General features: G+C 64.6%; 11 protein-coding genes. 8 read left to right on the forward strand and 3 right to left on the reverse strand.

Translation table 11 applies throughout. The features are described from left to right. Nucleotides 1-67 precede the first annotated feature (67 nt). Nucleotides 68-3508, reverse strand: a complete 3441-nt coding sequence (locus ABQ271_RS12675) for a glycosyltransferase family 2 protein (RefSeq protein WP_349310905.1) — start codon at nt 3506-3508, stop codon at nt 68-70. 33 nt (nt 3509-3541) lie between these two features. Here ABQ271_RS12675 and ABQ271_RS12680 point away from each other — a divergent pair, with 33 nt between their 5' ends. Both ABQ271_RS12680 and ABQ271_RS12685 read left to right on the forward strand, forming a co-directional pair. Further along, a complete protein-coding gene (locus ABQ271_RS12680) occupies nt 3542-4465 on the forward strand; it encodes a hypothetical protein (RefSeq protein ID WP_349309096.1) in 924 nt (307 codons plus the stop codon). A gap of 373 nt (nt 4466-4838) precedes the next feature. Next, complete coding sequence (locus ABQ271_RS12685) at nt 4839-6047, forward strand: glycosyltransferase (RefSeq protein WP_349309097.1); 1209 nt, start codon at nt 4839-4841, stop codon at nt 6045-6047. Between the two features lie 48 nt (nt 6048-6095). On the opposite strand, the gene glf is transcribed toward ABQ271_RS12685, so the two are convergent. Next, a complete protein-coding gene (gene glf, locus ABQ271_RS12690) occupies nt 6096-7232 on the reverse strand; it encodes a UDP-galactopyranose mutase (protein WP_349309098.1) in 1137 nt (378 codons plus the stop codon). Between the two features lie 69 nt (nt 7233-7301). Between glf and ABQ271_RS12695 the strand changes: the two genes are divergently transcribed. After that, nucleotides 7302-7991 (forward strand): hypothetical protein, encoded by a 690-nt coding sequence (locus ABQ271_RS12695; RefSeq protein ID WP_349309099.1) that lies wholly within the window; start codon nt 7302-7304, stop codon nt 7989-7991. A 6-nt stretch (nt 7992-7997) separates the two neighbouring features. On the opposite strand, the gene ABQ271_RS12700 is transcribed toward ABQ271_RS12695, so the two are convergent. Next, on the reverse strand, nt 7998-10418 hold the full coding sequence (locus ABQ271_RS12700) for a hypothetical protein (RefSeq protein WP_349309100.1): 2421 nt from the start codon (nt 10416-10418) through the stop codon (nt 7998-8000). Between the two features lie 114 nt (nt 10419-10532). On the opposite strand from ABQ271_RS12700, the gene gmd reads away from it, so the two are divergent. The 5 genes from gmd (at nt 10533) to ABQ271_RS12725 (ending at nt 15126) form a co-directional block, all read left to right on the forward strand. Further along, nucleotides 10533-11561: a GDP-mannose 4,6-dehydratase gene (gene gmd, locus ABQ271_RS12705; protein ID WP_349309046.1), complete on the forward strand. Its 1029-nt coding sequence runs from the start codon at nt 10533-10535 to the stop codon at nt 11559-11561. After that, complete coding sequence (locus ABQ271_RS12710) at nt 11546-12541, forward strand: GDP-L-fucose synthase (protein WP_349309047.1); 996 nt, start codon at nt 11546-11548, stop codon at nt 12539-12541. The genes gmd and ABQ271_RS12710 overlap by 16 nt, the downstream gene beginning before the upstream one ends. Before the next feature lie 3 nt (nt 12542-12544). Next, complete coding sequence (locus ABQ271_RS12715) at nt 12545-12829, forward strand: Dabb family protein (protein WP_349309101.1); 285 nt, start codon at nt 12545-12547, stop codon at nt 12827-12829. 135 nt (nt 12830-12964) lie between these two features. Continuing rightward, nucleotides 12965-14056, forward strand: a complete 1092-nt coding sequence (locus ABQ271_RS12720; protein WP_349309102.1) for a hypothetical protein — start codon at nt 12965-12967, stop codon at nt 14054-14056. Next, complete coding sequence (locus tag ABQ271_RS12725; protein ID WP_349309103.1) at nt 14053-15126, forward strand: glycosyltransferase; 1074 nt, start codon at nt 14053-14055, stop codon at nt 15124-15126. Before ABQ271_RS12720 ends, ABQ271_RS12725 begins: the two co-directional genes overlap by 4 nt. Nucleotides 15127-15132 lie beyond the last annotated feature (6 nt).

Below are 15132 nucleotides of genomic sequence, written 5' to 3' on the forward strand. Positions count from 1 at the left end.
GAGTCCCCCCCGTCATGGGGGCGGAGGTGAAAGCCGCGCGACCGCCGCTTTCACCTCCCCATGCCCCTTAGTCGGCGAAGCTGGACTGACGTTCGAACTCGCGGCTCAGCTCGCTGCGACGCAGCTCGTAGAGCGGCCGCAGTTCCTCGGGAATGCGACTCGCCGCCCACGAGAGCAGATGCTGGGCGAAATGGTTCCATTCCTCGCGGACTCCGTCATACGAGTCCATGGCGGAGATGCGCTCGTGCGTCCCTCGCAGCGCTTCCAGAACCGCGAGGCGCCGCGCGTCATTGATGTTCGTGATCTGCTCACGGGACGTGAACTTGCGATGGACGCACACCTCGCCTTCGAAGAACGAGATTCGCGAGGCGGCGGCAATCGAATGCCAGTGGAACAGCACATCGTTGTGAACAACGGTCGGGCCGAAGAAGATGTTCGCATCGTGCAGAACACGCGTCCGGATCAGTCGGTTCCACGGATAGTTGATGAGCTGCGTCGCCTCCTGCTGCCGACGCCGGTGGCTGACGGCCTTCGACGCTCGGCTCCACACTTCGCGGTCAGCGTCGAACATCCCGCGGGAACGTCCTTCGTCGGTGTACTCGATGCGGTACTTCATGAACAAGAGGTCCGAGGATTCCTCGTCAGCCTGCCGGACGGCGGCGACGATTGCAGCCGAATCGATGACGTCATCCGCGTCGAGGAAGTAGGTGTAGCGGCCCGAAGCGAGAGGGATGACCGAGTTACGAGCTCGTCCCGCACCGCGATTGCCCTGTGAGAAGACGTGGACGTTCTCGAACCGCGCTTCGTAATCCTCCATGATCGACAACGAATCGTCGGTGGAGCCGTCATCGACGAGGAGTAGGTCGAAACGCAGTCCCTTGATCGCCAGAACCGAATCGATGGTCGGCTTCAGCAGTGCTGAGCTGTTGAAGACAGGGACCACGATCGTCAGGTCGAGGTCAGGGTACGCCGAGCGGAACGACGTCAGCTTCGTCCGAGTCTTCTCAGGGATGTCTGCGGTCGGGGCAGCTTCGATCGCGCGCTCGTACACCTCGGCGAATCCGCGACGGATCATCGCCGCGGCGGACACCTGAGTCTGCTTCGTGGCCACCCACAGGGTCCGATCCAGATAGTTCGCGAACGACGCGAACAGCACCTCTCTGTGGGCCGGGTCTGACCCGAGCAACGAGTTGAGGACCGTGTTCATGTGGTTCACGAACGCGCCGAGCTTGTACGTCTGCGCGCTCATTGTCTGACCTTCGCGTTCCATGCGGTGGAAGCTGATCACTTCATCGCACAGGACCACACGACGTGCGCGCGACAGAACGAACCAGTGGAGTGGGTTGTCTTCGTAGAAGTAGTCGCCTTCCGGATAGACGATCCCGTGCTCCTCCAGGAATGAGCGTCGGTACAGCTTTCGCCACGGCACGGGCGAGAGCCTGAACAGCGCGGTGTGATCGACCGCGGAGAGAACCTGGCCCACAGGCAGTTCCCCCCACACCTTGCGGTCGTAGGACTCGGTGCCCTCCGTGAGCTGGTCCGTGAAGGTTCGGAAGTCTCCGACGACAAGGTCAGCTTCGTGGGTCTCCGCTGTCTCGACCATCTTCGCGAGACCGGTTGCGGTCACGTGATCGTCGCTGTCCGCGAAAGCAACGTAGGCACCGCGCGCAGCGCGTAGCCCGACGTTACTCGGGATTCCTGCCCCGCCCAGCGTGTTGTGGTCGAGGGCGAACACTCGGACTCGAGGGTCTTTGCGCCAGTACTTCTGGATGATTCGACGCCCGCCATCCTTCGATGCGTCGTCCACGAGGATCAGTTCGAGATCGCGGAATTCCTGATCCAGGACAGACGAAATCGCCACGTCCAGATAGGGCTCCACGTTGTACACCGGCATCACGACCGACACAGTCGGCCTGTCGGTGACGCGAGGTTGCGAATGCCGCGCATCGAATTGGATGTCGGACGCGCCACGCGTCGCCGACATCGGGCGCTTGGGTGCCACCAGACGCGCCTGAGCGGTGATGCGGCGCGCGGCGCGCTGCATCTTCGTCGGCACGGGCGGGGCGACAAGAAGACGATCGCCGGACAGAACCTGAGGCGCCCACGTCGGAGTTCCCTCGGTCGCCACCTGCGCACCGAACCGGATCGGGTAGTGGACGATCCCCGCATTGGTTCGGAACGCGCCGTACAGGCGCCACCGGGAATCTGCGAACTTGGAGAGAGGGCGCGACCACGTGCGCCGGCCCGCGGACGTACTCGGCGTGAAATCCCGCCGGCGGATGGCGCCACCCTCCACCTCACGCTGCGCGAACACTCCCGTCAGGTAGCTCGCTGCGCCTGTCTCGATGATCAGATCGACCTGCTCGCCACTCACGCGGACCGATGCAGCCTCGGCTGCGAGGTAGTGGCGCTCGAGGTCATCAACTCCGGCGTCACCTGTCCGTTCCAGGATGGTGAGACCCTGATCCGATGTGACAGCGATGTGGCCAGCCTGGTTCCACACGATGGCATCCGCAGCCACCGGCGCGCGACGTGTCACCGTGCGACCGTCATCGGCAGCGTGGTCGACCAAAACCTCCCAGGCGCCTGGCCCCACGGAATCGGGACGAGCCGCGGCGACGACGCCAGAGACACCGCTCACAACGTCGAGGTCAACCGTCTCCGAACCGGAAGTGACTCGGACGCCACGAATGAGCTGGCTCACCGCACTCTGGATCGTCAGGCGAAGCCCGGTCGGGTCGAAAGCTGCTGCGATGACGGTGGGCGCCGGGAGCACCGGCAGGGCTCGCGCCCAGCCATCGAGTGTCCCGCACCAGCCTTTGACTATGTCCTCGACGTCGGCGGCAGCTATCGACTTCCCTCGGGCGTCACCTGCGGCGTCATCCTGAACGACGATGACTCGACCAGCGCTGAGGCGCAGCGAGGACGGGGAGTGCCCCTGAGCTGCACCGGCATGGCGCACGATGAGCAAGCGAGTATCGATCTCTTGCTCGGGGTCGAGGCGGATGGCGGTCCCGTCTTGGACGAGCGCTTCGAGAGCTGGAGCGAATCGGGCGGTGCCGTGCGGACCGAGAAGAGCATCCGACTGCAGAAGACCTACGCGGTAGCCGGCATCGGACGCCGCGATGATCTCGGCGGCAACGATCTGATGAAAGCGCTGCCAACGCGGGGACTCTCTGTTGTCCAGCACCAGGACCATGTCGAGAGTGGACGCCGTTCCGGTCGGAAGCGTCAACTCCACCTCTTGGCCCTCAGCCAGTCGAGTCCGCCGATACTTCGCGGCACTGCGATATGCCGTCAGGCTGTGGGGCTCCCAGCTCTTCACCCCGTAGTCCTCGCCCCTCACCTCGAGCTTGGGGACCGCGGTGAACTGGAGCGGGGCCCCGGGGACCAGGGCTGGCGTGGGGCGTTTTGTGACGAGCTCCAGCCGCTTCCGGAATTCGCGTGCGACGCCCACGGACACGGAGTCGTAGCGGCCGACCTCAGCGGCCCATTCGGCCCGGTACATCAGGGTCAACTCCGACTTGGCTAGTTTGACCCCGTGGTCCACCACGAAGAAGAGTTCGTCGTCGACACGCGCGTCGAAGACAAGGTTGGACGGCCTGCCCGGGTGCGCCAGAATGTCCGCCACCTGAAGTTCGAGTCGCCTCGGGTGGGACCAGCTCGACGCGTCCTGAACGGTGATCAGCTCACCCCTCGCGGCGTCGACCCCATCGTTCAGGTAGTCGCCAACGCGCTTACCGCTCTCGGACCCGACGATTCTGACTCGGTGGTCAGCCGCCGCCAGCTTCGACAACTCGTTCTCTGTGCTCGCACCGCCACCGTCGACGAGCAGCAGCTCCCAGGAGGCGTAGGTCTGCTGAACGATGGACCGTACAGCGGCGGCAAGAGTGCGCGATCTGCCCGCTCCGACCACGAGAACTACCGAGACAAGGGGACCATCGGACACCGTGGTCTGCGGCGTCGCGTGCAAACGGTCGAACGGCGCCTCGCCTTCGTCAGCGAGCCCTACCTCCTCGAGACCGAGGCGCCGGTACGGCTCGTTGAGTTGATTCAACAACCCCGCGAAGGTGCCGCCGAATCGGGGGTGACTCATCGCGAGCGAGTGAACAAGCCTGAGCCAGCCCCGTTCCTGCGCGCGAGAAAAAAGCTGATGCGCAGTCTCCACGTCATCGAACTGCAGGGCGCGTTCGATGATGCGATGACACGTCGATTTGGATGCGGCTCCTCCAGCAAGAATGCGGTTCGCAATGAAGCTCACCATCGCGCGCTCTGCTTGCTCGTCCATGTTGCGCTCGTGCAACACCTCGGACATCGCGAAGAGCCGATCCAGGGCGATCTCGTCGAGCATGGGTTCACACGACTCAACGTTCGCGGAGTGCGCAAGCAGCAGTGCACGCAGGGAGTCCCAGGTGTGAGCCTGTCGTGTCAGCCGCCCGGCCAACGCATCGAGCGCCCATCGTGAGGAGACACGCGCGCCGAATGAATGAAGGTCGCGATCGAGGAACCCCCTCGAACGGAGAACAGCGAGCCGCTCGTGACGGCGCGCGTCGGCGGCGACGAGTTCGAGAGTGACGGCTCCGAACTGCATCTCGGACGGATCCGAGATCTGGTCGCGCGGTGCTCCGGTGAAGGCATCGTGGGACGCCAACGAAACGTCGTCGTTAAACAGACGAACAAGAAAGTCGTCCTCGTGCCACGTCTGATTCGACGTCAATTCCCCCGGGTCGCGCATGGGTCCAACCCTACTCGCTCGCCCCCGCGGCGCCGTTCCGAGGCAGGCGGGAGGAGTCCCCGTAGCATGAGTCACGAGAATTGGGACCCCTGAGGAGATTCACGTGACTGAGCAGCGAAGAGATCGCATAGCCGAGCTCGAGCGTGAAGTCGCTCACCTGCGCAGCGAGTTGGAGCGCACGGCCTCGCCGAAAGTCAGGCGCCTCACCCTGGGCGGCATCCGCCGTCGCGCCAGGTCTGTCGGGGCTCAGATCAGGGGTCGATTGCTCGGCTCCGCCGGGCCGAGCGGCGCGGTGGGTCACGAAGGACCCGTTGCGAGTGCGGTCCCCCGGTTCTTCGATAACCGCGCGGCAACGACCCCGCCTGCTCGAGCAGCTCGGCCTGACGTCTCGGTCGTCATCCCCGTCTTCAATTCAGCCCCGTGGCTCGATGACTGCCTGTCGAGCGTGCTCGCACAAACAGGGGCATCGCTCGAACTCATTTGCGTGAACGACGGTTCGACAGACGCTTCCCTGGAGATACTCCAGCGATATGCCACCTCTGACCCTCGCGTGACGATTCTCGACCAACCGAACAGCGGACAGTCGGTGGCTCGAAATCGCGGCCAGCAGGCCGCGGCCGGCCGATACCTGATATTCCTCGACAGCGATGATTTTTGGCCGTCGGATTCGCTGGCGGATCTGGTAGCCGACGCGGATAGCAACGAGCTCGATGTGCTTCTGTTCGATTGCTTCTCATTCCGAGATGGAGCGGTGCCCGAGGCCGCCTGGGCGCGATACGCCGGCTATTACCAGCGGAGCCGCGAGTACGGACTGACCCGCAGCGGCGTGGAAATGATCGCGGATATGCGGGAAGGGAAGGACTACCGTCCGCATGTCGGGATGTATCTGACCCGGACTCGATTCCTGCGAGACACCGGTGCGAGCTTCATCCCGGGCATCGTCCATCAGGACAACCCCTTCACCTTCTCGCTGCTTTTGGACGCACAGCGAGTCGCACACCGCCAAGTCGACGTGTACGCCCGGCGCATTCGTCCGGGTTCTACGATCACCGCGCTCCGTGACGTCGACTCGGTGAAGGGCTATCTCCTCAGCTTCTTGTCGATGCAGGACGAACTCCGGCGCGCCCAACTGCCACCAGACCAGATCTCAACCCTCGCTCAGGTCGTGTACGGCACATTCGACGGGGCTCTCAAAAAATTCGGTCGCCTGTCATCGGAAGCGAAAGACGAGCTCCGGCGCATAGACGAATCCGCAGACTCCCAGGTAGCCTTCCGGATCCTCTCCGGCACCGAACCGAAGAGAGGCCGCTGAGCGTGAGCGGGATCCGCAGGATCACTGCAGATCCCGCCGCCCCGCGTGTCAGTTGAGCGAGTTGTTCCACATCGACAGGGCCGCCCCGATCGCCATGTGCATGTCGAGGTATTGGTAGGTCCCCAGTCGACCGCCGAAGTGAACGTCCCGCTCGCCCTTGGCGAGTTCGCGGTACGCGAGCAGCCGGGCACGATCCTCAGGAGTGTTGACCGGGTAGTACGGCTCATCCTCGCGGGTGGCGAAACGCGAGTACTCCCGCATGATCACCGTCTTGTCGGCTGGATAACGATCCGCGCGCTCAGGGTGGAAGTGCTTGAACTCGTGGATACGGGTGTACGGAACGTCGGCGTCCGCGTAGTTCATCACGCTGGTTCCTTGGAAGTCCGCGACGTTGACGACTTCCTCTTCGAAGTCGAGGGTGCGCCACCCCAGCTCACCCTCCGCGAAGTCGAAGTAACGGTCCACCGGACCGGTGTAGACGATCGGAACCTGCCCGACGGTCGCAGCCTTGTTGAGGGGCTGCGTCGTGTCGAAGAAGTCGGTCTCGAGCTTCACCTCGATGTTGGCGTGGTCCGCCATCCGCTCCAGCCACGCGGTGTAGCCGTCAAGCGGCAAACCTTCCCAGGTGTCGTTGAAATACCGGTTGTCGTAGTTGTATCGGACCGGCAACCTGCTGATGACCTCCGCGGGAAGGTCCTTCGGGTCGGTCTGCCACTGCTTCGCGGTGTAGTCCCGGATGAAGGCCTCGTACAGCGGGCGACCGATCAGAGCGATCGCCTTCTCCTCCAGGTTTGCCGCCGACGCCGCGTCGAACTCTCCCGAAAGTTCTTGAACGAGCGCGCGGGCTTCAGCGGGCGAGTGCGCCGACTGGAAGAACTGGTTGATCGTCGCGAGATTGATGGGGAGCGGGTAGACGACGCCTCGGTGGTTCGTATAGACCCGGTGCACGTAGTTCGTGAACTTGGTGAAGCGGTTCACGTACTCCCACACCGTCGAGTTCGAGGTGTGGAAGAGGTGCGCGCCGTAGCGGTGAACCTCGATACCGGTCTCGGCCTCGTTCTCTGAGAACGCGTTCCCACCGAGGTGGTGTCGACGATCAATGACGGTGACTTTGCGGCCCGCTGCAGCTGCTCGCTCCGCGATGGTCAAGCCGAAGAAGCCTGACCCGACGATAAGAAGATCCATGGTCGGCAAGCTTATCCGCCCCCGTGCTTCGCTCTATGCTGGAAAACCCACACGAAAGAGGCATGGTTCATGGCGGCTGACGAGGCTAAAGACCAGTTCCAACGGAATCAGATCTGGGTCGGGTCGTCGAGGATCCTTTCGGAGGGCGACCTGCCGTCTGGCATCTCCATCAACTTCCACGACCGGTCAACCGGCAACATCGTCCGACTCGCCGACGGTGGGTCCTGGCGGAATGTCGTCATCGATCTCGCCGCCGCGATCGAGTGCGTCGTCGAGATCGGCGCCATCAAGATTCAAGCGGGCGGTCTCCGGATCTCGTTCGTCGTGAACGCGGGCCGCTGTTCCACCGGCGCTACCGTCACGGTCGGAGAAGGATGCGTCTTCAACGGCGCCATGCACATCATCGGTCCCCTCACGCCCGGGCTGGGCGTGAACATCGGATCACACGGATTGTTCGCAACCAACGTGTCCGTCAGAGGGTCCAGCCATCACGCGATCTGGGACAGCAACACAGGGCGACTGTTGAACCCGGAAGCGGGCATCACGATCGGCGATCGCGTATGGCTGGGCGACGGAGTTGTCGTCTTGAACAAGGCCCGGATTCCCTCGGGTTCCATCGTCGGTGCGAGGAGCATCGTGAATCGTGAGTTCCTGCAGGAGAACACGCTGCTGGCCGGATCCCCTGCAGCAGTGAGGCGCGAGAACGTCATGTGGACCAACGAGTTCCCCGTCGACAACGGTGCTAGTCCGCGCGAGTGAACGAGGTCACCGGCTCCACAGAGTTCTCACACCATTCGGACGGGCGTGAACGAACGTAGGGAGCGGGTCGGCGAGCAAGGCCGACATCATCGAGAAGAACCCAACGGATCCGATGACGACTTCGCAGCGTGAGATCAGGTACGAGTCGTAGATCGAGTCGAAGTGCCGGTTCCCCTCCACGTACAGGACCTCTCCTCGGACAAGATCGAGCCCGTAATCAGCAGCGTGATCGCGGACGAACTGAATGTCGTCGGAGAACACGGCGACGTTGTGAACGTCCCCGAAGTCGCCGGAACGAAGTGCCTCCATCGCCGCTCGATAATGGTCGGTGGCGGAGTGCCAACCTTCCGTGTCAAACGCGCCCTGAAGGTAGTCGCCTCTTCGGACATGAAAAGCCGCACAGGGAGCGGCGGCTATCTTGGCGGCCATTTCCACGACCGAACGGGGCTCGCCACCGTCGATCAGATTGGCGTAGTCGAAGAGCGCTGTGATGTGCTCCGCACTCGCGCTGTCCCGCTCGATTCCGTCCTGGCTTGTGAAGAGCGTCGGCTGCGCAGGCGGCCTTTCGATGAGTGCGGCGAGTTCGGCATGCGTCCGATAAAGAAGGACGGGGAAGGCAGGATTCGCTGCGACATATCGGCGCGAATTCTCGTGGTTCTTAGCGACGACCACCGCGCCGCGCAGGCCCAGCCGATTCCATGCCTCTGACTGACGGTAGAGCCACGCTGTCGGAGGGCAACTTTCCACCGCGGTTCGGAACCGTTCCAGAAGCGGTCGCGACAGCTTTCGCGATAGACGCTTTCCCTCCAACTCGGGCGCGAGACGTCCCGCCTCGAATCCGTTGTGGCTGCGCCACCAGGTGTATCTCATGTCGTCCACCACATACGACACACCTGCCGAGCGGCACAGACTGTCGTAGAGCGAAAGGTGTTGAACTTGATCCATCAGCCCGCCGCCGACGGTCACCACGCGAGTGCCTGGGTCGAAGAGAAATGTGAGGTCGGTCTTCGCCTGCGTGACCCGCGGAACGTCAGCATCAAGGGAGATGGAGACGTTCTCCTCGTGAAGGATGCTCCGCCAGTCCAGCCAGGAGCAGCTATCCATGAGCTCATCCGCCGATGCAACGTGCGCAGTGAAGCCCGAAGCGTCGCCGCGCCGAGCCCGTGCGAGATAGAACTCCCAGGAGGACAGGGCAGGTACGACCTGGCGGAGGGACACGGATGCCGGCTCCGTCGCCGTTGAGCTCTCGCAGTCCGGTTGCAGGAATTCGATGCGCTCATGAGAGCCATCCAGGTTGAACCGGAACACGACTCCTTGGCCGCTGTCTACACGGATGTGAGGCTGAAACTCAGGGTCGCGAGGGAGAGGGACTGCGTTGACATCGGATTCCCTCAACGCGCGCCAGGAATCGGTTGCTCGCTCGACGCTCCGACGGACGAGTTCGGCGCCGGATGCCGAAACAGCGAGCCGAACGCATGTGCGGACCACGTCGCTGTCCTCGGGACGATCAGAGGCCAGGGCGGCCAGCGCGACCAGGTCACCCGGCGTGATCTGGGTCGTGGAGAAGGCCCGCTCCAGTCTTTCCCGGTCGATATCGGCACCGTGGCGCAAGTACCACGAGATCAACGAGGCCGGCGATTCGGATCGAGAGGGAAATGCGCGGTGGGGTGACGAGTCGCCGACTCGTACCGCCCGCATGATCGAGGCTTCGATGGCGACGCGAACGGCAGGGTCCGGTGCGATCCAGTTCTCGTGTCGGGGGAACCAATCGAAGGCGGCGTCGACGACGACGCATCCCGTGGCGTCTGCGAAACGCGAGTCCAAGTCGTTCAGAAGCCGATCGGTCGCATCATCGGCGTTCGTTGTGCCCAGCTCGCCATCTTGACCCACCCAGAATCGAGCGACGTGGGAGCGGATGAGAACTATTCGCGATGGCGGGAACACATCCAGGCACGCCTCGATGAACTGGCCGTACAAGGCGGCGAGACGCTCATCCAGTCCGGTGCGGTTCGGCCGGACCACGTCCGCCTGAGCACGCTCAGCATCGTCGTTCCACAACCAGTCCATGAGGTCGGATGACTCTTGTGCATCCACCGTGTAGAAACGGCCACGCATCTCCCGGAGGTTCATGAGAGCCGATGTGTTGTCGACGACCAGAAAGTCCGCCCCTGAGTCGACGAACGTCCGGCGAAGGTCCTTCCTCGTGTCGATCTTCGATCTCGAGGTCGTCCGGGGTGATGTCGTGAAGAAGCCGACCGCGTCGTCCTTGGTCTCCATCGCGCTGAACGGCGAGACCCCGTCAATGGGTTCGCAGGTTTTCACACCCTCACGGGTAAGGAGATCCGCGCGAGCAGCGAAGTATCGCCCGAAAGGAAGAATCACCAGGCGTTTGAGTTGCTCATCGAGCGTTTCCTGGGGTTCGGCCACGGCTAGAACCCTAGCCGATAGCCCCTGAGCCTCAGCGATCACGCTTCCCGCCCTGGTGAGAAGTACACCCGCTTGTCGCCATAATGGAAGTCGCACTCACCGAGGGGGAAGTACTTGACCAAGCGCGCACTCATCACCGGCATCACCGGCCAGGATGGCTCGTACCTCGCCGAACTGCTGCTCTCGAAGGGCTATGAGGTGCACGGTCTGATCCGTCGCGCGTCAACCTTCAACACGCATCGCATCAACCACCTCTACGTCGACCCGCACGACCCCACCGCGAAGCTCTTCCTTCATTACGGAGACCTCAGCGACGGCGCCCGCATGGTGACGCTCATGAGCGAGATCAACCCGGATGAGGTGTACAACCTTGCCGCTCAGTCGCACGTGCGCGTCTCGTTCGACGAGCCCGAGCACACTGCCGACACGACCGGTACCGGTACGGTGCGTCTGCTCGAGGCGGTCCGCCTGTCGGGCATCAAGACGCGGTTCTATCAGGCATCCACGTCGGAACTGTTCGGTGCGACCCCTCCGCCGCAGGGCGAAGACACCCCGTTCTACCCCCGCTCCCCCTACGGTGTCGCGAAGTTGTACTCCTATTGGATTGTGAAGAACTACCGCGAGGCGTACGACATGTTCGCCGTCAACGGGATCCTCTTCAACCACGAGTCCCCGCGGCGTGGGGAGACGTTCGTGACGCGCAAGATCACCCGCGCCGTCGCCCGCATCAAGGCGGGTGTGCAGAAGGATCTGTATCTCGGCAATCTGGAGTCGATCCGTGACTGGGGCTACGCCGCCGAGTACGTCGAAGGCATGTGGCGGATGCTGCAGGCCGATGAGCCGGAGGACTTCGTCCTCGGCACCGGGGTCGGCTACACGATCAAGGACTTCCTCGAGACGTCGTTCGGTCACGTCGGACTCGACTGGCAGGAGTTCGTGCGCTTCGACGAACGCTACCTGCGTCCCACCGAGGTCGACGCTCTCATCGGCGACCCGTCGAAGGCTGCCGACAAGCTCGGCTGGGTTCCCACCATCCACGGGAAGGAACTCGCGACCCTCATGGTTGACGCCGACGTGGAAGCACTCGACAAGGGCCCGGAATGGATCGACACCGTGAAGCTGGCCTCATGGGGGACCGCGTGAGCACCGCCGTCGACGGCGTCGCCTACGCACCCGGCGAACTCGACCGGGATGCGACGTTCTACGTCGCCGGCCACCGGGGCCTCGTCGGCTCGGCGATCGTCCGCAAACTCGAGGCCGAAGGGTTCACCCACGTCGTCGGCAAGACCTCTGCCGAGCTCGACCTGAAGAACCGTGACGACGTCTTCGCCTACATGGCGGAGATCAAGCCGCGGTACGTGGTGCTCGCGGCTGCGAAGGTCGGCGGGATTCTTGCGAACAGCACGTACCCGGTCGATTTCCTTTCCGACAACATGCGCATCCAAACGAACGTTCTCGATGCGGCCCTCGCTCAGGAGGTCGAGCGGGTCGCGTTCCTCGGATCGTCGTGCATCTACCCGAAGTTCGCGGAGCAGCCCATCCGCGAGGACTCGCTGCTCACCGGGCACCTCGAGCCCACGAACGACGCGTACGCGATCGCGAAGATCGCCGGCATCCTCCACACTCAGGCGGTCCGCCGCCAGTACGGGCTGCCCTGGATCAGCGCGATGCCCACCAACCTGTACGGACCCAACGACAACTTCTCCCCGAAGGGCTCCCACGTCCTCCCCGCGTTGATTCGCCGGTACGACGACGCCGCGAAGACCGGTGCCGACACGGTGACGAACTGGGGCACCGGCACCCCGCGCCGTGAGTTCCTGCACTCCGACGACATGGCCGACGCCGTCCTGCACCTCATGGAGCACTACGACGGGCCCGACCAAGTCAACGTCGGCACCGGCAGCGATGTCACCATCCGAGAAATCGCCGAGACCATCGCAGGCGTGACGGGCTTCGCTGGTGAGACCGAATGGGACACCACGAAGCCCGACGGCACACCGCAGAAACTCCTCGACGTCTCCAAGCTCGCCGACGCCGGCTGGACCGCGAAGATCAGCCTGCAAGAGGGCCTCGAACGCACCGTCGCCTGGTACCACGACCACACCGACACCATCCGCGAGTAACCCGTGGGCTACCGCCACGTCGTACTCTTCCGCATCCACCACGACGTCGAAGAGAACGATGTCACCGGGGCCATAGACCAGCTCCGCACGCTCGCCGACCTGCCCGGCATCACGAAATGGGAGGTCGCGCGCTCCCTCGACGAACGCAAAGGCCGCATCATCATCGAAGAGGCCACGTTCACCGACATCACCGCGTTCACCGCGTTCCGGACCCACCCGCGACACCAGAGAGTTGCCGCACACATGGCGACCATCTCCGACTGGTGGATCGGCGACCACCTCACCTGAGAAAGGCGCGTGCGCAGCAGGGCCACCTCGGAGCGCGCGGGAGAGCGCAGGCGCCTCCTGTAGATTCCACTCATGCACAAAGTGGGGGCAGGACTGCCGCGCGGCGCCCAGGTCTCTGTACGAAAGACGGTCTGAGTGTCCCCCGCTTCATCTCACCATTCCCCCACCCGCACCCTCGTCTCCGCGACCGGACCCGCCGGCAACATCGGCGACGCGCTCATCCGCCGCGAAGCACTCGCGTGGGCCGTCGGGACGTCGGATGAGCTCATCGTCTACGTGGGCGACGCGCCCGACGTCTGGCTGCATCAGCTGGGCGTCCCCTCCGGCACCCGCGTCCTCCGCTCCAAACGGAGCGTCGGCCGCTGGCTGTGGCTGATCGCGACCGCGCCGCGCCACCCCGTTCTCATGTTCGAGTCCGGCGAGATCCCGCTCGACCGCGGCAATGTCCTCCGCGAACTCGTCTTCCTCGCTGAAACAGTCCTCGTACGGCTGAAGGGCGGCATCGTCGTCCGCCCGCCGCGCGGCATCCGGGCACCCACTCAGCCAGCCGGGGCCCTCCACGCGCTCGCGGCGCGATGGTCGCAGTTCGCCCTCTGGCGGGATGCCGAGAGTGCCGCTCTCGCGAAGGGAACCCGCGTCGTCCCCGACATCGGATTCGGCGCCGGGATCCGAGCCGGACTGCCCGCGACCGAGCGTCGCGAGCTGATCGTGAGCCTGCGCGGCGCCCGCCCCTTCCCCAGCGATGACTGGTGCGAGGCGATCCGTGCGTTCGCCCGCGCGGAAGGCCTCGGCATCCGCACCGTCGTCCAGGTCCGCGAAGACGAGGACCGGGCCCGTGACCTGGCCGACGCGCTCGGCGGGATCTTCGAGCCGTGGGGGGACACCGCTCCGCTCGTTCAGGAAGAGCGCCTGCGGGAGCGCTACGACGCAGCCCGCCTCGTCGTCAGCGACCGCATGCACGTGCTGGTCCTCGCGGCGCTGTCTGGCGCCGTTCCTCTGGAACTGGTGCCCTCCCCCACGCGCAAGATCACGGCGGCGTTCGAAACGATCGGAGTTCGCGATGTCACGGCCGACACAGAGAGACTGACCGCGGCACAGATGGCGGAGCGCCTGCAGTGGCAGATCGCACGCGTCGACGAGATCACCGCCCGGATCGCCGCCGCAGCCACCGAACTGGCGGCCGTCGAGACGGAGATCCGGGACACCATCCGCGAGGCACGCGCGTGACGCGGCCCCGCATCCTCTTCCTCTCCCACAGTCACGTCTTCGGCGACTTCCGCGTCGGGAGCCACCACTACGCCCGGGAACTCGCCCACCTCGACGTCGAGGTCGTGCACCTGTCCACGCCATTGTCACTCGCGCACCGCGTCACCGGACGCGTCTCGCGAGCCGCCGCGGACGCCGTTCCGACGCGTCCGTTCCGAGACGACGACGGCGTCACCCACGTCGTCCCGCGCACGCTCCTCCCCCGCCCGTGGGGTCGGTTCCGGGTGAGAGGATTCCTCGAACGACTCGGAATCGGCACGCTTTTCGACGCCGTCCTCATCGATCAGCCGCTCCTCTGGGACGACTCCGTCCGCGGCCTCGCCGACACCCTCATCTACCGACCGACCGACCTCTACCCCGACGGCGTGAAGCGCAGCCTGCAGACACGCATCGTCGCCGCCTCCGACGCCGTCGTCGCCACGTCCGGCGCCGTCCTCCGAGACCTCGGTCGACTCACCATCCCGTCGCTCGTGATCGAGAACGGTGTGGACCTTGCCGCGTTCCCTGCTCCCGCAGCGGATGCCGAGGCCCGCCCCGCGGCGTGCGTGTACGTCGGCGCGCTGGACTCGCGCTTCGACTGGGATCGTACGCGCTCGTGGGCCGGTCGGAACCCCGGCATCCGTTTCATCATCGCGGGGCCGGATCCCGCCCCGCCGGTTCCCCTCCCCGACAACGTCGAGCTGCGCGGCGCGGTCCACTACGCGGACCTGCCTGATCTCCTGCAGGGCGCCCGCGTCGGCCTCCTGCCTCTGTCGGACGATCCGTCGAATGCGGGACGCAGCCCCATGAAGCTGCACGAGTACCTCGCCGCGGGGCTCGCGGTCGTGTCCCGCGAGACGCCGGGCATCGGCCAGGATCCGGACGCGGGTATCTACGTCTACGACTCGCCGGAACGTGCCGACGCCGCGCTGGCGGCCGCGCTCCGGCATCCGTCGCCCAACATCGCGGGCCGTCGAGTCGCCGAGAATCACACGTGGACTGCGAAGACGCGCGAGCTCACGACCTTCGTCAGCGGACTCGCCGACGCCTGAACTGGC

The organism is Microbacterium sp. MM2322 (assembly GCF_964186585.1).
In the GTDB taxonomy this organism is placed as follows: Bacteria; Actinomycetota; Actinomycetes; order Actinomycetales; family Microbacteriaceae; genus Microbacterium.